At 72.1% G+C, this 20,251-nt stretch carries 19 protein-coding genes; 10 read left to right on the forward strand and 9 right to left on the reverse strand.

Features of this window, described 5'->3' with window-relative positions; genetic code table 11:
- Nucleotides 1–5 precede the first annotated feature (5 nt).
- The gene (locus ACRYCC_RS16065) at nt 6–1,661 is read left to right on the forward strand and encodes an NACHT domain-containing protein (RefSeq protein WP_433812801.1); all 1,656 of its coding nucleotides are present in this window, start codon (nt 6–8) and stop codon (nt 1,659–1,661) included.
- A 16-nt stretch (nt 1,662–1,677) separates the two neighbouring features.
- Here the strand turns inward: ACRYCC_RS16065 and ACRYCC_RS16070 are convergent, their stop codons facing one another.
- Both ACRYCC_RS16070 and ACRYCC_RS16075 read right to left on the reverse strand, forming a co-directional pair.
- Entirely contained in the window at nt 1,678–2,103 is a 426-nt protein-coding gene (locus tag ACRYCC_RS16070; RefSeq protein ID WP_433812802.1) for a hypothetical protein, read from the reverse strand.
- On the reverse strand, nt 2,096–2,464 hold the full coding sequence (locus tag ACRYCC_RS16075; protein WP_433812804.1) for a hypothetical protein: 369 nt from the start codon (nt 2,462–2,464) through the stop codon (nt 2,096–2,098). The genes ACRYCC_RS16070 and ACRYCC_RS16075 overlap by 8 nt, the downstream gene beginning before the upstream one ends.
- A gap of 163 nt (nt 2,465–2,627) precedes the next feature.
- On the opposite strand from ACRYCC_RS16075, the gene ACRYCC_RS16080 reads away from it, so the two are divergent.
- Nucleotides 2,628–5,063, forward strand: coding sequence for a Tex family protein (locus ACRYCC_RS16080; protein ID WP_433812806.1), 2,436 nt, complete (start codon nt 2,628–2,630; stop codon nt 5,061–5,063).
- A 76-nt stretch (nt 5,064–5,139) separates the two neighbouring features.
- On the opposite strand, the gene ACRYCC_RS16085 is transcribed toward ACRYCC_RS16080, so the two are convergent.
- The gene (locus ACRYCC_RS16085) at nt 5,140–8,574 is read right to left on the reverse strand and encodes a coiled-coil domain-containing protein (protein ID WP_433812808.1); all 3,435 of its coding nucleotides are present in this window, start codon (nt 8,572–8,574) and stop codon (nt 5,140–5,142) included.
- A gap of 435 nt (nt 8,575–9,009) precedes the next feature.
- Between ACRYCC_RS16085 and ACRYCC_RS16090 the strand changes: the two genes are divergently transcribed.
- Nucleotides 9,010–10,056, forward strand: a complete 1,047-nt coding sequence (locus ACRYCC_RS16090) for a hypothetical protein (RefSeq protein ID WP_433812810.1) — start codon at nt 9,010–9,012, stop codon at nt 10,054–10,056.
- A gap of 178 nt (nt 10,057–10,234) precedes the next feature.
- A complete protein-coding gene (locus ACRYCC_RS16095; RefSeq protein ID WP_433812812.1) occupies nt 10,235–11,824 on the forward strand; it encodes a serine/threonine-protein kinase in 1,590 nt (529 codons plus the stop codon).
- A 28-nt stretch (nt 11,825–11,852) separates the two neighbouring features.
- Here ACRYCC_RS16095 and ACRYCC_RS16100 read toward each other — a convergent pair whose 3' ends face one another.
- Both ACRYCC_RS16100 and ACRYCC_RS16105 read right to left on the reverse strand, forming a co-directional pair.
- Nucleotides 11,853–12,374 carry an RICIN domain-containing protein gene (locus ACRYCC_RS16100; RefSeq protein WP_433812814.1) on the reverse strand — a complete coding sequence of 174 codons (522 nt, stop codon included), beginning with the start codon at nt 12,372–12,374 and terminating at the stop codon, nt 11,853–11,855.
- 131 nt (nt 12,375–12,505) lie between these two features.
- The gene (locus ACRYCC_RS16105) at nt 12,506–12,949 is read right to left on the reverse strand and encodes an ATP-binding protein (protein ID WP_433812816.1); all 444 of its coding nucleotides are present in this window, start codon (nt 12,947–12,949) and stop codon (nt 12,506–12,508) included.
- Nucleotides 12,950–13,123: 174 nt separating this feature from the next.
- On the opposite strand from ACRYCC_RS16105, the gene ACRYCC_RS16110 reads away from it, so the two are divergent.
- Together ACRYCC_RS16110 and ACRYCC_RS16115 are read left to right on the forward strand one after the other, a co-directional pair.
- On the forward strand, nt 13,124–13,927 hold the full coding sequence (locus tag ACRYCC_RS16110) for a helix-turn-helix domain-containing protein (RefSeq protein ID WP_433812818.1): 804 nt from the start codon (nt 13,124–13,126) through the stop codon (nt 13,925–13,927).
- Nucleotides 13,918–14,103 (forward strand): DUF397 domain-containing protein, encoded by a 186-nt coding sequence (locus ACRYCC_RS16115; protein WP_433812820.1) that lies wholly within the window; start codon nt 13,918–13,920, stop codon nt 14,101–14,103. Before ACRYCC_RS16110 ends, ACRYCC_RS16115 begins: the two co-directional genes overlap by 10 nt.
- Here the strand turns inward: ACRYCC_RS16115 and ACRYCC_RS16120 are convergent.
- Nucleotides 14,090–14,782, reverse strand: coding sequence for a TetR/AcrR family transcriptional regulator (locus tag ACRYCC_RS16120; RefSeq protein WP_433812822.1), 693 nt, complete (start codon nt 14,780–14,782; stop codon nt 14,090–14,092). The genes ACRYCC_RS16115 and ACRYCC_RS16120 overlap by 14 nt on opposite strands.
- Nucleotides 14,783–14,903: 121 nt before the next feature.
- Here ACRYCC_RS16120 and ACRYCC_RS16125 point away from each other — a divergent pair, with 121 nt between their 5' ends.
- From ACRYCC_RS16125 to ACRYCC_RS16135, 3 genes are all read left to right on the forward strand, one after another.
- Nucleotides 14,904–15,932 (forward strand): NAD(P)H-dependent amine dehydrogenase family protein, encoded by a 1,029-nt coding sequence (locus ACRYCC_RS16125; RefSeq protein WP_433812824.1) that lies wholly within the window; start codon nt 14,904–14,906, stop codon nt 15,930–15,932.
- A 61-nt stretch (nt 15,933–15,993) separates the two neighbouring features.
- Nucleotides 15,994–16,404: a nuclear transport factor 2 family protein gene (locus tag ACRYCC_RS16130; RefSeq protein WP_433812826.1), complete on the forward strand. Its 411-nt coding sequence runs from the start codon at nt 15,994–15,996 to the stop codon at nt 16,402–16,404.
- 50 nt (nt 16,405–16,454) lie between these two features.
- Nucleotides 16,455–17,306, forward strand: coding sequence for an SDR family NAD(P)-dependent oxidoreductase (locus tag ACRYCC_RS16135; RefSeq protein WP_433812828.1), 852 nt, complete (start codon nt 16,455–16,457; stop codon nt 17,304–17,306).
- A 115-nt stretch (nt 17,307–17,421) separates the two neighbouring features.
- Here the strand turns inward: ACRYCC_RS16135 and ACRYCC_RS16140 are convergent, their stop codons facing one another.
- The gene (locus ACRYCC_RS16140) at nt 17,422–17,793 is read right to left on the reverse strand and encodes a ClpX C4-type zinc finger protein (protein WP_433812830.1); all 372 of its coding nucleotides are present in this window, start codon (nt 17,791–17,793) and stop codon (nt 17,422–17,424) included.
- Between the two features lie 115 nt (nt 17,794–17,908).
- A complete protein-coding gene (locus tag ACRYCC_RS16145) occupies nt 17,909–18,169 on the reverse strand; it encodes an IclR family transcriptional regulator domain-containing protein (protein ID WP_433812832.1) in 261 nt (86 codons plus the stop codon).
- An 18-nt stretch (nt 18,170–18,187) separates the two neighbouring features.
- On the opposite strand from ACRYCC_RS16145, the gene ACRYCC_RS16150 reads away from it, so the two are divergent.
- Entirely contained in the window at nt 18,188–19,297 is a 1,110-nt protein-coding gene (locus ACRYCC_RS16150; RefSeq protein ID WP_433812833.1) for an ATP-binding cassette domain-containing protein, read from the forward strand.
- Between the two features lie 50 nt (nt 19,298–19,347).
- On the opposite strand, the gene ACRYCC_RS16155 is transcribed toward ACRYCC_RS16150, so the two are convergent.
- Nucleotides 19,348–20,085 (reverse strand): GntR family transcriptional regulator, encoded by a 738-nt coding sequence (locus tag ACRYCC_RS16155; RefSeq protein ID WP_433812835.1) that lies wholly within the window; start codon nt 20,083–20,085, stop codon nt 19,348–19,350.
- Between the last annotated feature and the right edge of the window lie 166 nt (nt 20,086–20,251).

Raw genomic sequence — 20,251 nt, forward strand, 5'->3', positions numbered from 1 at the left:
GAGTCATGGCCATCGATCCGGGTCGGCGTCCTCGTCTCGGTCCCGTCCTGCTCGCGCTGACGGCCACGGTCCCTCCCGCGCTCGGGGTCCTCGGCCTGCGGGATACGGTCAACGGCCGCCCCGTCCAGGCGATCGCCGTCCTGCTGGGCTATGAGGTGCTGGTCGTGCTAGCGGGCATCGTGGTCCAGGCGCACGGTGAGCTGAGAAGGCACTGGGCGGCGCATCTCACCGAGGCGGTCGGGGCCGCGCTGCGCCGCCGGTTCTCCCGGTACGGCCGCCGCTACCGGCGTTTCCTGGCCGAGGCCCATCGCGACATCGACCTCAGGGGACCGGCGGCGCGCGGGGTCATGACGATGGACCACCTGTACGTGGACGTGGACCTGGTCCCGCCGTCGGATCCCGCCGGGCCGCCCCGCTCGGTGTGGCCGCTGCTGGGGCGCTCCGAGCTGAGGGCGCTGACGATCATCGGTGCGGCCGGGGGCGGCAAGACGACGCTGCTCAAGCACCTGACGCTGGTGCTGGCCCGCAACCGGCGGGCCGGCTGGCCGGTGGGGGCGCCGCGGCACAAGACGCCGATCCTGCTGTTCCTGCGGGAGCACGGCGCCGCGATCGCCGCGGATCCCGCCATCTCGCTGCCCGAGCTGGTACGGAGGTCGGCGAGGTTCGCCCGGGCCGCCGAGCCGCCGCGCTGGTTCGACCAGCAACTGGAGACCGGCCGCTGCGTCGTGCTCCTGGACGGGCTGGACGAGGTCGCCCGCGAGGAGGACCGGCGGACCACCGTCGACTGGGTGCAACGTCAGATCGCCGCCTACCCGGGCTGCCGGTTCGCGCTGACCTCCCGGCCGTACGGGGACTACGGATGGCCGCCCGCCCCGGCCGGCGCTGTGCGGATCCTTCCCTTCGGTCCCGCCCAGGCCGCCCGGCTCCTGCAGCGCTGGTACGCGGTGCCGGGGCGCGAGGCCGTCACCGACGGGTTCCGGCCGGCGGACGCCCGGGCGCGGGAACTGCTGGGCGGCCTGGGAGCCGGCCCGCAGCCCTCCGAGCTGGCCGCCAGCCCGCTGCTGCTCACCATGAGCGCCCAGGTGCACGCCCACCGCCGGACCCTTCCCGACAGCGCGACCGGCCTCTACGGGGAGTTCTGCCAGGCGCTGCTCGGCGGGCGCACCGGCATCCCGGGAGGCGGGCGGGAGCTCACCCTCGCGCAGAAGAAGGAGGTGCTGGGAGCGCTCGCGTGTCACCTGATGGAGCACGAGGTCCGCGACATCGCCCCCACCGACGCCGCGGACGTGATCGCGCCGGTGCTGGCGGCCGTACGGCCCCAGATGGATCCGCAGGACTTCCTCACCTCGGTCGAGCGGGCCACCGGGCTGCTGCTGGAACGGGAGAACCGGATGTACTGCTTCGCCCACCGGTCGCTCCAGGAGTACCTCGCGGCGTCGTACCTCGCCAGGTCGCGGCGGCCGGAGCCGCTGATCCGTCACCTGGGCCGCGACTGGTGGCGGGAGACCACGCTGTTCTACGCGGCCCAGGCCGACGCCTCCCCGCTGGTGACGGCCTGCCTCGAGCGGGGAGCCCTGTCGCTGGCCGCCGAGCTCGCCGGCCGTGCCTGGCGGCTCGATCCGGAGCTGGGCCGCCGGGTCGCGACGCTGAGCGAGCGGTGACCCGCGTGCTCGGGGCTCAGCGGAGGTCGCGGGCGGTGCGCCGTAGCCACAGCAGGCCGAGCACGGGCAGGACCAGCGGTACGAAGCCGTACCCCAGGCCGTAGCCCGACCAGACCGTGGCGTCCGGGAAGGCCGACCGGTCGAGCAGGCTCAGCGTGCCGACGACGAGGACCCCGGCGAGCTCCACGCTGCACGAGATGACCGCGATGCGGTGGGAGAGCCGGCCGGAGCGGCTCAGCATCACGGTGGCCAGGACGTAGACGACGGCCGCGAAGGCCGACAGCAGATAGGCCACCGGCGCCTCCGAGAAGCGGGTGGCGATCTGCAGGCCGGCCCGGGAGGTCGCCGCCACGGCGAAGACCGCGTACACCGTGATCAGAATGCGGCCGGGACCGCTGCGGCGGGCGGGGGCGGCGGGCCCGGCCGCCGGTCGCTCAGACATCGGGGGTCTGCCAGACCTGCTGCATGCGCACGATCAGTACCGCCATCACCAGGTACGCCACCACCAGGAGGCCCGACCCCCACCGGCTGCGGTCGGCCCGGCCCCACAGCCCGGCCAGCGGCGGCAGCAGCAGCGAGCCCGCCAGGTAGAGCACGAACAGCGGGATCCCGCCGTCGGGGCGCTCCCCGTCGGCCATCTTCAGCACCGCCAGCACGGCCTGCACCAGCAGGGCGATCTCCGCCACCGCGAGACCGACCAGCTGGGAGAGCCCCACCGGCCGCTTCAGCAGGGTCATGAGCGCGCTCCAGGCCGCCAGCACCAGGGCGATGGAGATCAGCGTGACCGCCACAGCATCGATCACCGATCTGTCTCCTCTTCGGCTGGGTTCCGGCGGTGTTGCGTGCCCGGGAAAGTCTAACGACGACCCGCCGGGAGGCTCCGTGGGGTAGGTGGCGCGACAACGGGTGCCGAACACCGGGACAATGCTCTTCGGGCCATGAGGAGAAGAGGCGGGTCACATCGTTATGACCTCACATGCGGGGTCCGGGGTCGCTCCCGGCAAGACAGTGCAGCAGCGGATCGCCGAGGAGCTGGGGGTGGGCGAGCGGCAGGTGACGGCCGCGGTCGACCTGCTGGACGGCGGCGCCACCGTGCCGTTCATCGCGCGGTACCGCAAGGAGGCGACCGGCACCCTCGACGACGCGCAGCTGCGCACGCTCGAGGAGCGCCTGCGTTACCTGCGGGAGCTGGAGGAGCGGCGGGCGGCGATCCTGGACTCGATCGGCTCCCAGGGCAAGCTCGACGACGCCCTGAAGGCACAGATCCTGGCCGCGGACTCCAAGGCGAGGCTCGAGGACCTCTACCTGCCGTACAAGCCCAAGCGCCGGACCAAGGCGCAGATCGCCAGGGAGGCGGGGCTGGAGCCGCTCGCCGACCTGCTGCTGGGCGACCCCGGCCGCGACCCGCAGGCGGAAGCCGCCGCCTTCGTCGACGAGGGCAAGGGCGTCGCCGACGCGGCGGCGGCACTGGCCGGGGCGCGCGCGATCCTGGTGGAGCGCTTCGGCGAGGACGGCGACCTGATCGGCACGCTGCGGGAGAAGATGTGGTCGCGCGGCCGGCTGACCTCCCGCGTACGCGAGGGCAAGGAGGAGGCCGGGGCGAAGTTCTCGGACTACTTCGAGTTCGCCGAGCCCTTCACCAAACTGCCCTCCCACCGGATCCTGGCGATGTTCCGGGGCGAGAAGGAGGAGATCCTCGATCTCAGCATGGAGCCGGAGCCCGAGCCCGTGGAGGGCACCGCTCCCAGCGACTACGAGCTGGACATCGCCCGGCGCTTCGCCGTCTCCGACCGGGGCCGGCCGGGCGACCGGTGGCTGATGGACACCGTGCGCTGGGCGTGGCGCACCCGGATCCTGCTGCATCTGGGCGTCGACCTGCGCATGCGGCTGTGGCAGGCGGCCGAGGACGAGGGCGTGCGCGTCTTCGCCGCCAACCTGCGCGACCTGCTGCTCGCGGCGCCCGCCGGGACCCGTCCGACCATGGGCCTGGATCCCGGCCTGCGGACCGGGGTGAAGGTCGCGGTCGTGGACGCCACCGGGAAGGTGGTGGCGACCGAGACCATCTACCCGCACGAGCCGCGGCGGCGCTGGGACGAGTCGATCGCCGTGCTGGAACGGCTCGCCCGGGCGCACGGCGTCGAGCTGATCGCCATCGGCAACGGCACCGCCTCGCGGGAGACCGACAAGCTCGCCGCCGACCTGATCAAACTGCATCCGGACCTGGGCCTCACCAAGATCGTCGTTTCGGAGGCCGGGGCCTCGGTGTACTCCGCCTCGGCGTACGCATCGCAGGAGCTGCCCGGACTTGACGTGTCGCTGCGTGGCGCCGTCTCCATCGCGCGCCGGCTGCAGGACCCCCTCGCCGAGCTGGTCAAGATCGACCCCAAGTCGATCGGCGTCGGCCAGTACCAGCACGACCTCTCGGAGATGAAGCTGTCGCGTTCGCTGGACGCGGTGGTCGAGGACTGCGTCAACGGCGTCGGTGTCGACCTCAACACCGCCTCCGCCCCCCTGCTGACCCGGGTGTCGGGCATCGGGGAGGGGCTCGCCGACAACATCGTGGCGCACCGGGACGCCCACGGGCCGTTCCGCTCGCGGCGGGCGCTCAAGGAGGTGCCCCGGCTGGGCCCGAAGGCGTTCGAGCAGTGCGCCGGCTTCCTGCGCATCCCCGACGGCGACGATCCGCTGGACGCCTCCAGCGTGCATCCCGAGGCCTATCCGGTGGTGCGGCGCATCCTCACCTCCACCGGCGGTGACCTGCGGGGCCTGATCGGCAACGGTGCGGTGCTGCGCTCGCTCAAGCCGCAGGAGTTCGTCGACGACACCTTCGGGCTGCCGACGGTCACCGACATCCTGGCCGAGCTGGACAAGCCGGGACGGGACCCGCGCCCGGCGTTCAAGACCGCGACCTTCAAGGAGGGCGTGGACAAGCTCGCGGACCTGGTGCCCGGCATGCTGCTCGAGGGGGTCGTCACCAACGTCGCCGCGTTCGGCGCCTTCGTCGACGTCGGCGTGCACCAGGACGGCCTGGTGCACGTGTCGGCGATGTCGAGGAACTTCGTCCAGGACCCCCGCGACGTGGTGAAGCCCGGCGACATCGTCAAGGTCAAGGTGGTCTCCGTGGACATCCCGCGCAAGCGGATCTCGCTGACCCTGCGGCTCGACGACGAGGCGGCCGCCGGTGCGCGGCGCGAGCCCGCCGGCCGGGACGGCTCGGACCCGAAGCGCGGCGGTCCCCGTGGCGGTTCCCGTGGGGGCTCCGGCGGTGACCGGCAGCGTCAGGGCGGCCGGGGTGGCCGGGGCGGTTCCGGTGGCTCCGGCGGAGCTCCGGCGGGCGGCGGGGCGCTCGCCGACGCGCTGCGGCGGGCCGGTCTGGACAAGGGCCTGGGCGGCTCCCGCTGAGGTGCGACCCGGTCCGTGGGGGAGTCCCCACGGACCGGGGCAGTCCGGTCCTCCGTGGTCACGGCTCCCTAGGACGTCACGGGTGCTGCGCGGGCAGGAGCCGCAGGCACGGGCCCGCCGCCGCGGCCCGCACGAACAGCCCGGGGTGCAGGACGGCCGAGAGGTCGCGCTCCGCCTCCTCGTCGGTGCCGCCGGGCGGCCGGGATCGCCGCAGCGCCCGCCCGTACGCGTCCCGGTAACGGGCCTCCCACAGCCCGCCGTCGCGGAGCCGCTCCGCCTCCGCCCGCACCGCGGCCAGCCGGCGGAGCCGCTCCGCCTCCGCCCGCACCGCGGCCAGCCGGGCCGGTTCGTCCTCCTCCCACCGCGCCGACACGGTCTCGACGGCCCCGTCGAGGTCATCGTCGCCCACGGCGCCGTCCGGCCGTCCGGCGTCGTGGTCGAGCCGGTGCAGGACGGCAAGGGCCCGCAGGTGGTCCCGGTCCCGGTGGGAGGCGGCCGGCTCCGGCAGCCCGCGCGGGTCACCGGCCAGGATCCAGCGGCGGGCCCGGACCGCGCCGGGGAGGAACTCGCCGTCGGTGACCTGGTCCGCGTCGTCCACGATGAGTACGTCGAAGGCGTCGATCCGGGCGAGCGGCCCGGCGGCGATGTCGAGCGGGGACCCGCAGGCCAGCGTGGCCGTACCGAGCAGCAGCTCGGTGAACTCGGCGTCGGCCGGGTCGGCCTCGTCGCCGGGCGGGCGCTCCTGGGCGAGCCGCAGGTAGCCCGACAGCTGCTCGATCCGGGACATCGCCCGGTCACGGTGGGCGGTGAGGACCTCCTCCGGCGCGGTGGCCGGATCCTCGCCGCAGATGTCGCGCACATGCCCGCGCGAGCCGAGCTCCGAGTCGGCCACCTCCTGGAGCTCCACCTGCTCCGCGAGCGCCGCGGCCTCTCGCTCGCGCAGCAGCTCCAGCCGCTCCTGTGACTCGGTCAGCCTTCTGGCCGCCGCCCGCTCCTCCTGCCGGGCCTGCTCCACGGCCTTGGCCGCCCGCTCCTCGGCGAGGCGGGCGTCGGTGAGCCGTTCCTCGCCGCGCAGGCCGAGCTCACGGGCGTTGTGCGCCGCGGCCGCCGCCTGCTCGGCCTGCTCGGCCGCCTCCGCCGCGGTCCGCAGGTGCTCGTCGAGTCCGGCCTGGACGGTCTCCAACTCCTCCGTCAGCTGGACGACCTGCTCGGCGAGGCGCTCCTGCGTCTCGCGCAGCGTCATCAGCTCGGTGCCGCCGTTGGAGACGAACGCGGCCAGCCGGGCGTGCTGCTCCTCTGCCTGCTCCAGGGCCTGCTTGGCCTGCCGGGCCCGGGTCGCCGCCTCGTCGGCCTCCCGCTTGAGGTCGCTGACCTGGCGCCGGAGCTGCTGCTGTTCCGCGGTGGGGCGCATCCGCTGGCTGAGGCTCGCCCCGCGCTTCTTGGCGGCCCGCGCCGACTCCGCGGCGGCCAGCCGGTAGTAGCTCATGTGCGCGTCGGCCGCGGCGTCCGCCTCGGCCGCGTACAGCCGCTCGGCCTCGGCGGCCGACTGCGGCAGGGACTCCTTCGCCCGCGTCAGCTCGTCCATCAGGGACGCCTCGCGGTCCCGCGCGGCCTGGAGCTCCTGGCGGCAGGCGCCGATCCGCTCCTCCAGCGCGGTGCAGCGCGCGCGTTCCTCCGCGGCTGCTCGCCCGCGCTCGTCCGCGACCTGGGCCGCCGCGTCGGCGGCCTCCTGCAGCCCGGCATGCTCGGCGCGCAGCACCATCGCCTCGGCCGCAGCCCGCCGGTGCACCTCGGCGAGCCGGTCGTGCTCGGCCTGCGCGGCGGCGATCGCCTGCCCGGCCGCGGTGACCTTGGCCTGCCGTTCGCCGACCTCGGCCTCGCCCTCGGCGACACGGGCCTCGCTCGCCGCGCTGAGCCGGTCCTGCTCGGCCTGTGCGGCCGCGAGCGCCGCCCGGTCCCGTGGCCACTGCTCGAGCCACATCAGTTCTCGTTGCAGCCGCCGCAGCTCGCCCTTCCACGCCCGCAGGTGCGCGGTCCCGGCGGTACGGATCGTACCGGCGTAGGGCAGGTTCTCCTTGCCGGGCCCGGCCTTCGACCCGGGCTCAGGTCCGGACCCGGGCTCGGCTCCGGACCCGGTCCGGGCGGCCGGCTCGGGATCGGCCCGTACGGCGAGGATCTCCGATTCGCCGCCGAGGGACTCCATGACGGCGTCGACGGCGTCGGCGGGCGCCATCAGCAGAATCCGCGCCTCGTCGGCCGCCAGCCGCTCGATGATCCCGGCGATGACCGCGGTCCGCTCAGGGCCGCGTGGGGCCTGGACGAGCAGGGCGTGGGGCGTGCGCACGGCCGCCTCGACCACGGCGCGCCGGTCAGCCTCCCGCGGTTCGGCTCCGGGGGCCAGCGCCGCGGGGTCCACCATCAGCCGGGCCAGATCCTCCCAGTGCCCGGCCACGTTGCCGTCCCGCAGGGCGCGCAACGCCTGGAGGTACGGAGTCCAGCCGACCGGGCTCCCCGGCCCCGCCGGGGACGTCTCCCGCAGCCGGCTCTCCAGGAGCTGGTAGAGCGCCACCCCCGGCGCGTACCTCTCCGCGATCCGGGTACGCAGCCGGTCGCCTTCCACCGGCGCGACGCCATCGGCCGGGGAGTCCGCCACAACCGGCTCTGCGTCGGTCGGCTCAGCGTCGGTCGGCTCAGCGTCGGTCGGCTCTGCACCGGTCGGCTCTGCGTCGGTCGGCTCTGCGTCGGTCGGCTCTGCGTCGGTCGGCTCTGTGACGACGGGTTCGGCGCCGGTCGCCCCGGTCACCGACGCCTCGCCCGCAATCGGCCCGGCGATCGGGTCGTCCGTCGGGTCTTCGGCCGAGGTGGCGCCGGTTTCGGCAGGCTCGTCCGCCGGGTCGGTGACGGGCGGCCCGGTCGCCAGGTCGTCAGCCGAGGTCGGGGTGATTTCGGCAGGCTCGTCCGCCGGCTCCGCGGCTCGGGTGGCGGCGGAATCGGTCGCTGCGGGCAGGGCCACGTCAGGGTCGGCGGCGGGCGGCTCGACCGTAGCCAATGGCTCCGGCAGGGTGGTGCCCGGCACTGACGGCTCCGTCCCGAGCGGCGCCGGCACGGTGGATTCCGTGGTCGGAGCATCGACCGAGGGCTCTTCCGCCACGGCCGCCTGGATCGCCGGCTCGGGAATGGTCGTGTCCGTCACCGTCGGCTGGGTCAGCAGTTCCGCGGTCGTGAGCGCCGGCAGCGGATCTGTCAATGGTTTCGTGCCGGTGGGGTCCGGCGACGACCGGCCCGGAACCGGTTCGGGCAGTTGCACCGTCTCGGCCGGCTCAGTACCGGCCGGCTCAGTACCGGCGGGCTCCGTGTCGGCGGGCTCGGGTGAGGGGTCCGTCCCGGCCGGCTGGGCGGGCGGTTCCGGCGGGCTCGAGTCCGGGGCGGACGACTCCGCCACCGGGGAATCGGCCGCCGGTGCGGAGGGGGCGGGCGGGAGCCGCCGGTCGCCGGTCGGTTCGTCCGGCACTGTCGAATCCTCCGCTGTCCGCATGATTCCCCTCGCTGGTCCTTCTGGCTAGGTCCCAGTCTCCCTTCCCCACAGGACAAACGTCTCACTTCGCCTCAGGATCTCCCAGGCCCTTGCCCGCATCCGTAGTGAGCGGCCGAGCGCCCGCACCGGCCACGAACCCAGGCGCCGCAGGTATCTGGACCACGCCGCCGAGCGAAACCGATCGCGTGCTGACCGGCGGAAGAAAAGGGTCGCCGCCAGGCCGTCGCTGACCTACCGTTGCCCCTGTGCTTCTCCGGAACGATCGCGGGATTCGCCGAACGTGGCCTCCTGGTGGTTCCCGGTCGTACCGCCCGGCCCAGTGCCAGCGGCACCCACACCGCCATGTTCAGGTCGAGCGGGTCGGCTGATCCGAGCGCGGATGAAGCAGGGTGCCGAGGCGTGGGAGAGCGTATGACCGTGTTCGCGTGTGCGGGGTGCGGTGGCGTGCTGACCGCGCCCGTGTCGCAGGTCGCGCTTCCCGTCCATGCCCAGCAGACCTACGGTCATGAGCTGCTCGCCGCGCTCATGGAGCCCGGGACATACGCGGTGAATCCGGAATCCTCCGGTCCGCCGTGGCGTCCGTGGGCCGAGGTCGGCGCGGACGAAGCGGAAACCTGCGGCGTGTACGCGCCGGTACATTCCCTGTCGTTCGGGCCGCGGGGAGCGGTGGTGGTCGCGCCGGGTGACGTCCGCGGGACCGTCCTGATCCCTGGGCGATGCGACGGCTACTGCCTGGGGCTGGACGGCCGGGACGGTCCGAACCTGGCGTGTGCGCGGTGTGGCCTGGCGGTGGCGACCCGCATCGACGACTGCTCGTTCTGGCAGGCGGTGTGGCTGGACCCACGGGCCGTGCGTCGCCTCAGCGGCGATGGTTCCGCTCGTCGGGTGCTCGCCTGGGAGACACTGCGGCAGGAACGGCCGGGCCTACCACCGGTCGAGCAGTCCGGGGCGTGGAGCCCGCTGTGGGAGGCGGCGGTCGCCGCGGCGGTGGCCCGCCTGCTGGCGGTATCGGCCGGTACACCGGTGGCAGTGCCTGACGGCCCTGTCGCCGAGACGTTTCGCCGGACGCTTGGCACTCTGCTCCCGCCCGGACCATCGGCGATGAACCTGGCCCTGGCCGGGCCAGGTCTATCCACGGCTCCCACCGATATCGCCCTGGTCCCGCAACATCCGCAGACCGGCGAGACATGGCCACATGCCGGCGCAGCACACGTGGTGCCGCTGGTCGCCGACGTGTGGATGTACCTGGCTTTCCACCACGATCGAAGGCCCGTTCCGGGCGCACTGCCCGGTGGCATCCGTCGCGACGATCCGCCGCCACCACTGCCGTACGAGCCGTTCCGGCCCGACTGGGGTGTGTTCCTCTACACGCTCGCGCGGCTACTCGAGGTCCGCCAGCCGAGACTGCGCGCGATCTACGATCGGGTGAGGGACAACCCATACGCCCACCCGTTCTAGCCGGCGCACCACCCGGCCGTCCTGCTGTCCGGCGCATCGGCCGGGTGGTTCCTCGGCATCGGGCCTGCCGCCCCCCGGAGGGTCGTGTGGGACCGATCGCCTGGGTAGGCTCCGCGCACGTGGGACGGGACCGTGCTCGCGTGGTCTTCACCGGGCGGGAAACGGTATCGTCCCGGCCATGTCACAGCCGGGTGCACGGGTCCTTGCCGGGCGCTACCAGATCCTGGACCGGTTGGGTCGCGGCGGGATGGGCGCCGTCTGGCGGGCACGCGATCAGCTCCTCGCACGTGAGGTCGCGGTCAAGGAGATCCTGCTGCCGCAGGGCCTGGACGAGGAGCAGCTCGCCGCCACCCGTGGGCGGGCGCTCCGCGAGGCCCGTGCCGCGGCGCAGGTCCGCCATCCCGCGGTCGTCACGATCCACGACGTGGTCATCGAGGACGGTCATCCCTGGATCGTGATGGACTACGTCCGGGCGCGCTCGCTGGACGATCACCTTCAGGACGCCGGCGCGCTCTCGGTCGCCGAGACGGCGCGCATCGGTGAGGCGCTGCTCGGTGCGCTGCAGGCCGTCCACGGCCACGGGATCGTCCATCGCGACCTCAAGCCCGCCAACGTCCTGCTGGGCGACGACGGGCAGGTCGTGCTGACCGATTTCGGGATAGCCACCATCGAAGGCGACCTCCGATTCACCGGCACGGGCCTGCTGATCGGCACGCCGGGCTACATGGCTCCGGAGCGCCTGGCCGGCCAGGCGGCGGGGCCGCCCTCCGACCTGTGGTCGCTGGGCGCGGTGCTCTACACCGCGGTCGAGGGACGCCCCCCGTACGAGGGGAACACGCCGATGATGATCTCGTCGGCCGTGCTGACCGGGGATCCGGCACCGCCCCGGCGGTCCGGAGAGCTCGGCCCGGTGATCATCGGTCTGCTCGCCCGGGATCCCGGCGTTCGCATGGACGCCCCGACCGCGGCCGGGCGTCTCGCGGCCATCGGGAGAGATCCGGGCCCGGCTGCCGGGTCGCGGTCCCGGCCTTCCGGCCAGCGGACCCGGTGGGAGCCGCCCGCTGCGGAGACCACGCCCGTACCCGCCACCCGGCCGCTCGGGGAGCCGGACCAGAAGGAGATCGGGCCGGTCCCCGGCTGGCTCAGCGGACCCAGGCCCGGCTTCGCCTCCGGCGCGCAACTCGCCCAACGTCCGGCCGGGCCGGCGGCCTCGCGGCGGGCATGGGGCGCCCGGCCGATCCGGATCGCGGCGGTGGTGACGGCGGCCGTCGTGCTCGCCGGAGTACTGATCTGGGTCGTGAGCTCGATCCCCTCCGGAGGCTCCGGAGGCGCGACCGGCGCGACCGGCTTGACCGCGGATCCCTGTACCCTGCTCACCACCGACCAGCTCCGCACGCTCGTCCCCGGGACACAGAAGACGCCGACCGTGGACAAAGCCGAGTGCGAGTGGAAGGCGCCGTCCGGCGGTGCGGCTCTGACCATCCGCCTGCAGAGCTTCACCAAGGACGAGCAGGCCGCCGCGGCCCTCCACGACCTCCAGAACCACGCGTCCGCGCGGAGCCGCCCCGCCTCCGGCATCGGCAGCGAGGCGTACTCCGACGATCAGCGAACCGGCCAGGTCAACGGCACGCCGAGCGGCCGGATCGAGGTGCTGTTCCGGCGTGACAAGAACGTCGTGACGCTCGACTACGACGGCCCGAAGGAAGAGGAGAACGGTCTCCAGGCCGCCCGGTGGGTCGACGCGGCCCTCAGCGGAGGGAGCGAGTGACCCGTGGACAACCGGTCGCGGCGGGGCATCAGCCCGGCCAGCTCCACTGCTGGTTGGCGCCGCCGTGGCAGGTCCACTGACCGGCGGGCGCGAAGTCGTCCCGGCTGTAGCCCAGGATCTCCAGGCACTTGCCGCTGAAGGTGTTGCCGATCAGCCCGTTGGTCCAGTTCATGATCCACACCTGGTTCGAGCCGCCGTAGCAGTCGTACTGCCCCACCCGCGCACCGTCTGCGCGGTCATAGCCGAGGACTTCCAGGCACTTGCCGCTGTGGACGTTCTGAATGAGGCCGGTCGAGGTGCTGTAGTTCCAGAGCTGGTTGTTGCCGCCGTGGCAGGTCCACTGACCGGCCGGCGCGAAGTTATCCCTGCTGTAGCCGAGGATCTCCAGGCACTTCTGGCTGTACCGGTTACCGATCAGCACGTGATACCCGATCGTGGGCGCCCGCCCCGATGCCGCCGAGGACGCGGGAACGGCGGAGCCGATGACCAGCAGTACGGCGCTGCCGACGGCGAAGGGCAGGGCCAGTACGGTGCGAGTGAATCCGGGCATCGATGGATCCTTCCTGAGCGCTGTCGAGGGCCGGCCCGGGACCGTCGCAGCCCACGCCGCCGTCGCCCTCTGCGGCGATGCTGACAGTCGCCGGCAGCGCGAACATGAGTAGCCCGTACTCATATCGGCGATCACGAATGAGCGCCGGACTGCCGGGCAGAATGATCCAGCGGCCAGTGCGTCTTGATGGCGAACCAGACGGCCTTGCCGAACGCGGTCGGGTGATGCCCGCATTCATCGGTCATCTCGGAGACGAGCATCAGCCCCCGGCCGGTCTCTTCCGTATCACGGGGATGACGGATCCGGGGTGACCCGCCGGAACCGTCGTGGACCTCCACTCGGAACATGGCGCCGTGACGGCTGACGATCACGAATACCGTGCTGCCCGGCATTCCCGCACAGTGGAGGAGGGTGTTGGTGACGAGTTCGCACACCGCCAGCCGGGCGGCGAATGCGAGCTCGTCCGGAAGTCCCCATTGTGCGGCCATGATGCCGACGAGGTCACGGGCCGCCCGCGGGCTGGTCGCCGAAACGGGAAGCCGCACTTTGGCGAGTTGAATGCCGTCACGGCACACGGGCTCTGACACCGGAGATCGCTCCTCACTGGCATTTTCGATTGGCCTGACGTCATGGTGGCCAATTCGGCATACTCGCAGTAGCCGATCGGTGGCGGAGCGTACGAACACCGGACGCAGAGATGATCAACGAAACATGCCGAAGAATGGCGCGCGCAGACAGGAGCCGGACCAATGGCGGGACGTCCCAAACCGCTGACCGGCGGTGGCTCCGGCCTGGCCGTCTTCGGTTCCATGCTGCGCATGTACCGGCAGGCCGCCGGACTGAACATCACGCAGTTCGGCACGAAGATCAACTACTCGGCCTCCACCATCAGCGAGACCGAGCACGGCAAGTCCCGCTGCGACCGCCTCCTCGCCGAACGCGCCGACGCCGCACTCGGCACCGGAGAGGCGCTGACCCACCTCTGGGATCTCCTGGTCAAGGCGATCGTCTACCCGAAATGGTTCGACTGGCCCGCGTACGAAGCGCGGGCCGAGGTGCTGCGAAGCTTCGAGCCCACGGTGATCCACGGCCTGCTCCAGACGGACGAATACGCCCGTGCCCTGTTGTACGGAGACGAGGCGGCAGTGGCTGCACGTATGAGTCGTCAGGACATCCTTACCAGGCAAGACCCCCCTCCGCCCCTGCTGGTATGTGTGATCTCCAGGAATGCCTCGTATCAGCAGATAGGCAGCCGCGAGGTGATGCGGGGTCAGCTGGACCACCTGATGGACTCCATATCGGACCGCATCAGTGTTCAGGTGGTGCCGAACGGGGTGGTCCACCCCGGGATCAGAGGGATGTTCATCCTCGCTACTCTGGACGATGGCAGCGATATAGGGTATTTGGAGACGGCTGCTCGCGGCATCACGACTGGTGCCCGCGAGGACATTCGAACTCTGAGTGAATCGTTTGAAAAGATCCGGTCCCGAGCACTCCCCGTGGACCAATCCCTAGAGGTCATTCGGAGAATTCGGGAGGAACAGTGGACCTGAACGAGGCCAGGTGGCGAAAGTCGAGTCGTAGCGCCGACAACGGCGGGGCATGTGTCGAGGCCGCCCGTTTCCCCGGTGCCGTTGCCGTCAGGGACAGCAAGAATCCCGGGGGTCCCGTATTGGTCTTCTCCGCCGGCGCCTGGCGTGACTTCGCGTCGGGGCTCAAGCGCCGCTAGGCGGTTCCCCGGGTCCGATCTGGCTGTAGCCGGCCACGAATGCCGCGATGTCGCGGCCGACCACCTCGGCGAAGCCGCGATCCCCGTACTCGCCGGCGGCCCAGTGCCGGGTGCCGGCCTCCATGAGCGACTGGGCGACACGCGCCAGGTGCAGCACGTCCAGGCCGGGCGGGAGCTTGCCGTCCGCCTGGGCCCGCTCCAGCAGCTCGAGGAAGAGGAACCTGGTCGCGTGGTGCTCGTCCGAGTGGCCCTCCGCCAGGGCCCGGTGCTCTGCTCGGTGGCCTTCCAGGGTGGTCTCGATGAGTAGTTCCGGAGGATTGCGGCGCATCGTCTGCTCCAGCGTGGCCAGGACCGCGACGATCACCTCCGGCAGGTCGTAGGGCTTGGCGACCAGCTCACGCCCTTTGCGCCGCGCCTCCCGGGTGGACAGCACACCGGCCTCGAAGAGGGCGTCCTCCTTGCGCGGGAAGTAGAAGTAGAACAGCGCCTTGGAGACCCCGGCGGCCTGGCAGATGTCGGCCACCGTGGTGTCCGCGAACCCCTTGGTCCGCCACAGCGCGATCGCGGCCTGCACCAGCGAGCGCTTCGTCTCACGGGAACGTGACTGCGTCAGGTTGGCCCGGCGCTGACCGTGGTCAGCACCCGTATCGGGTCGGGACGTCGGCGCATTCTCTTGCACACCACACAGTCTACCGAGCCCCACGAGTGGCCAAATGTTGACCGGGGTCAGATTCGAGGCCTAAGTTCGGATGGACGTCGGCCGGGCGCACCGCTGGCTCGATACGCGAAGGAGCATCCGCATGGCGATCCGAGTGGTTCAGTGGACGACGGGCGGCGTGGCCAAGGCCGCCGTGCGGGGCGTGCTCAAGCACCCCGGGCTCGAACTGGTCGGCTGCTACGCGTGGAGTCCGGAGAAGGCCGGCAAGGACGTCGGCGAACTCCTCGGCACGGACCCGCTGGGCATCACCGCGACGGCCGACATCGACGACATCGTCGCCCTGAAACCCGACGTGGTGCTGTACATGCCCCTGATCTGGGACGTCGACGCCATGGTGCGCCTGCTGGAGTCGGGCATCAACGTCATCTCCACGGCGAACTTCATCACCGGCCACTCCTACGGCGAGCAGGAGATGGAGCGCCTGCACGACGCCGCCCGGCGCGGCGGCGTCTCGGTCTACGGCACGGGCATCAGCCCCGGGCTGATCGGCGCCATCGCGCTCACCGCCGCCTCCGCCTGCCGGGAGCTGGAACGCATCTCCATCTTCGAGGCCGCGGACTGCTCCTCCTACGAGTCGGCGGAGACCTGGTCGGCGCTCGGTTTCGGGAAGACCCCCGACACCCCGGGCATCGGCGAGTTCGCCCGCCTGCGCCAGCTGGTCTTCATGGACGCCGTCGAGGTGATGGCCAAGGCCGTCGGCGTGGAGCTGGACGAGGTGGACTACACCCGTGAGCTCGGGGTGGCCACGCAGGACATCGACCTCGGATGGATGCAGATCCCCAAGGGCACGGTCTGCGGCATCAACGGCACCTGGTCCGGAATCGTCGGCGGCAGGCCGCTCATCGAGATCGGCCTGCTGTGGCGGCTCGGTGACGCCATGGAACCCAACTGGCCCATCGACGAGGGACACCGCGTGGAGATCGTCGGCGTGCCCGGCATCCGGATGCGCGTGGAGTACCTCGACACCGACGACGCCATCGACTACCACGCCCACACGGCCAACCCCGCGGTCAACGCGATCCCCGCGGTCGTCGCCGCCGCGCCGGGCCTGGTGACGGTGGACGAGCTGCCCCTCATCACCGCCGGTTCGGTCCTCAGATCAGGGGTCTAGCCGGGCGGTGCCGACCATGATCCTGCCGTCACCACCCGGGGACTGATACGGAGGCCGTGCCGTGGACGACATCGAAGCGATCAAACAGCTCAAGGCCCGCTACTTCCGGACCATGGACACGAAGGACTGGGCGGGGATGCGCCGCGTCCTCGCCGACGACGTGGTCATCGACACGGTCGACTCAGGTGGCGGCGTCATCGAGGGCGCCGACGCGTTCATCACGTTCCTCCAGAAGGTGCTCGCCGACCAGCCCACCGTGCACCACGGCCACATGCCCGAGATCGAGCTGACCTCGGCGACGACCGCGACGGGTGTCTGGGCGATGCAGGATCTGATCCAGTGGGCGGACGGCACCGAGCTCCGCGGCTACGGCCACTATCACGAGACGTACGAGAAGACCGGCGGCGCCTGGCAGATCACCTCGTCTAAGCTCACGCGCCTCCGTCTCGACCTGATCCCGGCCGCCGAGTAGCCCCCGCTCCGGGCGAGGAAACCGTACGTCGACGCAAGGGAGGCTGGCGGATGAGCTCTGGCGACCAGGCTGCGGAGGTCGCGGTGATCACGGGCGGCGCATCGGGGTTCGGGCTGGCGCTGGGGACGCGGTGCGCCGAGCGCGGCATGAGCGTGGCGTTGCTCGACCTCGACGGTGAGCGGGCCGAAGCCGAGGCGGCGGCGCTCGCGCGAAGACACGGGACCGGCGCCTTCGGGCTGGCCGTCGACGTCGCGGACGACAGTACGGTGCAAGCCGCGGCCAAGGCCGTCGCCGATCGGTTCACGCGGGCCGACCTCGTCGTGTCGAACGTCGGTGTCCAGCTCTTCGGTGCGGTCGAGCGCCTCACCGACGACGAATGGCGGTGGGTCCTCGATGTGAACGTCATCGGCTCCGCCCGCACGGCCCGCGCGTTCGTCCCGCTCCTGAGGACGGCCCCGCACGGCCGCCTCGCCTTCACCACCTCCTCGTCGGTGCTCGATCCCGCCAGCCGGATGGCCGCCTACCAGGCCGGCAAGTTCGCCGTCATGGGCCTGGCCGAGACCCTGCGCCTCGAACTCGCCCCGGATGGCATCTCGGTCTCCATCCTCTTTCCCTCCGGCATGATGTCGCGGCACCTGGAGACCAGCGCCACCGCCCAGCCGGACCACCTCCGCCGGCCGGTCGGGGACCGGGAGGACTACGAAGCGATGGTCGCGAGCAACCCCGGTATGGTCCAGAACCCGGTGCCGCCCGACGAGGCCGCGAGCAGGGTCATCGACGCGCTGCTCAGCGGCGAGCGGTACCTCATCACCCACGGCGACCTCGTGGCCCCGGTGACGAGGCGCTACGAGGAGCTACAGCAGGCTGCCAGGGCGGCACTTCGTCTCCAGGCCGGGCAATAGGCCACCCGTGCGGTCCTCACGTGGGAGGCGGCGGGACGCGAGATGAGGTGACGCGCCCCGCCGCCATCCTTCCCGCATAGAAGACCACGGGATGCGGCGGGTCGCCTGGGTCGTGTCACTCCTCGCCGGAGAACCGCTCCCATGCGGACTGCCGGGTGATGCCGAGAGCCTCGCCGATCCTGACCCAGGTGACGCCGCGCCGGCGCAGTTCCTGCACCCACGAGCGCAGGTCGGCCTCGGCCTGGTCGATGTGCGCGGCGACGCGCGGAATGTGGCTCAGCATCTCCCCGTCCGTCAACGACTCCCAGACGGGCATGCGCGGTCTCGGGGGGCTACCGAGGCTCCCGTCGATGATCGACGCGGAGAGAGCCACGCACTCGTTGCAGATGTGCACACCAGGGCCGGCGACCAGTTTGTCGACCTTGGTGTCCGGCTTGCCGCAGAAGGAACACCGGGCGAGCTCGGCCAGGGGGTCAGGCGGTGTCACAGCACACTCCTCAGGTGTCAGGATGTCCCTGACAGGCTAGCTCGTCAGGGAATCCCTGACAACCGATATGCGCGTTGCCCGGCGAGTCGGTCGAGGACCTCCTCGGCGGAGGCGTTCACATGACGAGGGCTCCCCGGGCGGTGGCCTGGGACAGTTCCCGCGAGAGGGACAGCCCGGCGGTCCGGACCGCCGGGGCGAGCCGTTCCAGGTCGAGGCGCCGGGTGTTGCCGGTGATCGAGATGGCCGCGATCACCTTGCGGCGGTGGTCCAGGATGGGGGCGGCCACCGCGGAGACGCCGACCTCCGTCTCCTCCCGGTTGATCCCGTAACCGCGCTCGACGGTGCGGGCCAGATCCCGGCGCAGCAGCCCCGGCATGACGATGGTGCGCGGGGTGTGCCGGACCAGGCCGCCCGCGAGGACCTGGCGCAGGCAGCTGCTGGAGATCTGCCGGGCGCTGCTGACCGAGCCCGGGTGCTGATCCTCGACGAGCCCACCTCGGCGCTGCCGGGGGACGCCGCGTTCCGGCTGGCCGAGACGACCCGGCGCCTGGTGGAGCGCGGGCTGGCCGTGCTCTACATCTCCCATTACCTCGAAGAGGTCATGCGCGTCGCCCAGCGGGTGAGCGTCCTGCGCGACGGCAGGATCGTGCTGGGCGGCGCGGCGATCGCCGAGGTCGGCCTGGACACGCTGGTCACCGCGATGCTCGGCGCGGCCGGGCCCGCCGCCCCCGTGGCGGCGCGGCGCGCCCGCGCGGTGCACGGCGGCCCGTCCCTGGAGCTGCGCGGCGTCACCGTGCCGGGCAGGCTCACGGAGGTGTCCCTCGACGCGCCCGCCGGGGAGATCGTCGGGCTGGCCGGGCTCCAGGGCGCCGGCCACCTCGCCGTGCTGGAGGTGGTCTGCGGGCAGATCCCGCCCGCCGCCGGAACGGTCCGGCTGCCCGGCGGCGGCGCGCCGCGCTCCCTGCGCCACACCGTGGGTGCCGGGGTCGCCTACATCTCCGGCGACCGCCGGGGCCGCGGGCTGATGCTGGACAAGGCGCTGTGGGAGAACGTCACCGCGGTGCGCCGGCTCGGGCTCGGCCGCGACGGGATGATGCCCCGGCAGGGCCGGCTGCTCGAGCGCACCCGGCTGCAGATGGCCAGGCTGCGCATCCGGGGGCGGCCCGGCGACCTCACCGGGGACCTGTCGGGCGGCAACCAGCAGAAGGCCGTCTTCGCCAAGTGGCTGGACGCCTCGCCGCAGGTCGTCGTCCTGGACGACCCCACCCGCGGCGTCGACATCGGGGCCCGCGCCGAGATGCACGAGATCATCCGTGACCTCGCCGGCGACGGCCGGATCGTGCTGGTGGCCTCCACCGACCTGATGGAGCTGGCCGAGCTCTGCCACCGGGTGCTGGTCTTCCAGCACGGCCGCGTCGTCGACGAGCTCGACAGCGACCGGCTCGCCGAACGCGAGCTGAGCCTCGCCATGAACGCGGGGTTCGCCGCCGCGGAAGGGGAGTGAGTCCGCACCGCGCCCTCCTGGACCCCGGCGCCGTCAGCGCTTCGCGAGGGTCAGCGCTCCACGAGGGTCAGCGCGAAGGAGTAGCGGGTGGCGCGGTAGAGATGGGTGCCGTACTCGACCGCGCGCCCCCCGTCGTCGTAGGCGGTGCGGGTCATGGTCAGCAGCGGTGTCCCGCGGCGTTCGTCCAGCAGCCGCGCCTCGCTTGCGCCGGCGGCCCGTGCCCCGATGGTCTGGTGGGCGATCCGCAGGTTGACCCCGGCCCCGCGGAGGGTCTCGTACAGCCCGCGCCGGCCCAGCACGTCCGCGGTGACGTCGAGGAGCCCGGCGGGCAGGTAGTTGGTCATCAGGGCCAGCGGCTCCGACCCGGTCAGCCGCAGCCGCCGCAGCCGTACGACCTGGGTGGCCGGCGTCAGGCCGAGCGCCTTGCCCGCGTCGTCGCCGGCGGGCACCAGGCCGAACTCCAGGACCTGGGTGCGGGGCTCCCGTCCGGCGGCCTCCAGGTCGTCGTAGAGGCTGGTCAGCTCGATGGAACGGCGCACCTGGGGCTGGACGACCTGGGTCCCGACACCGCGCTTGCGCACCAGCAGCCCCTTGTCGACCAGGTGCTGGATCGCCTGCCGCACGGTGGGCCGCGACAGCCCGTAGCGATCGGCGAGCGCCACCTCGTTTTCCAGCCGTGATCCAGCGGGCAGGTCTCCGTCGCGGATCGCGGCCTCCAGCTGCTGGGACACCTGGAAGTACAGCGGCACCGGGCTGTTGCGGTCGACGGTCACCACGGGCTGCTGCACATCGCTCCTTTGTTTTCGGTCGGGACAGTATCTCATGATGTCAGGACAAACTATTGACAGTGATGGAACGGTCCACGAGACTCGGGGCCTCGCCGGTAGCGCACCGGCAACATCCCCGTAACTCAGGGGACACACAGCGGACGGGCAGACGGCAGACGGAGGGGAA

Source organism: Actinomadura scrupuli (assembly GCF_050971785.1).
GTDB classification, from domain to species: Bacteria; Actinomycetota; Actinomycetes; order Streptosporangiales; family Streptosporangiaceae; genus Actinomadura_E; species Actinomadura_E scrupuli.

What these genes read in the sequence shown, in the direction of transcription:
- ACRYCC_RS16090 (WP_433812810.1), top strand. Translation starts at nt 9,010, where the DNA reads ATGACCGTGTTCGCGTGTGCGGGGTGCGGTGGCGTGCTGACCGCGCCC.
- ACRYCC_RS16095 (WP_433812812.1), top strand. Translation starts at nt 10,235, where the DNA reads ATGTCACAGCCGGGTGCACGGGTCCTTGCCGGGCGCTACCAGATCCTG.
- ACRYCC_RS16070 (WP_433812802.1), bottom strand. Translation starts at nt 2,103, where the DNA reads ATGTCTGAGCGACCGGCGGCCGGGCCCGCCGCCCCCGCCCGCCGCAGC.
- ACRYCC_RS16080 (WP_433812806.1), top strand. Translation starts at nt 2,628, where the DNA reads ATGACCTCACATGCGGGGTCCGGGGTCGCTCCCGGCAAGACAGTGCAG.
- ACRYCC_RS16065 (WP_433812801.1), top strand. Translation starts at nt 6, where the DNA reads ATGGCCATCGATCCGGGTCGGCGTCCTCGTCTCGGTCCCGTCCTGCTC.
- ACRYCC_RS16100 (WP_433812814.1), bottom strand. Translation starts at nt 12,374, where the DNA reads ATGCCCGGATTCACTCGCACCGTACTGGCCCTGCCCTTCGCCGTCGGC.
- ACRYCC_RS16145 (WP_433812832.1), bottom strand. Translation starts at nt 18,169, where the DNA reads ATGCCGGGGCTGCTGCGCCGGGATCTGGCCCGCACCGTCGAGCGCGGT.
- ACRYCC_RS16125 (WP_433812824.1), top strand. Translation starts at nt 14,904, where the DNA reads ATGGCGATCCGAGTGGTTCAGTGGACGACGGGCGGCGTGGCCAAGGCC.
- ACRYCC_RS16110 (WP_433812818.1), top strand. Translation starts at nt 13,124, where the DNA reads ATGGCGGGACGTCCCAAACCGCTGACCGGCGGTGGCTCCGGCCTGGCC.
- ACRYCC_RS16135 (WP_433812828.1), top strand. Translation starts at nt 16,455, where the DNA reads ATGAGCTCTGGCGACCAGGCTGCGGAGGTCGCGGTGATCACGGGCGGC.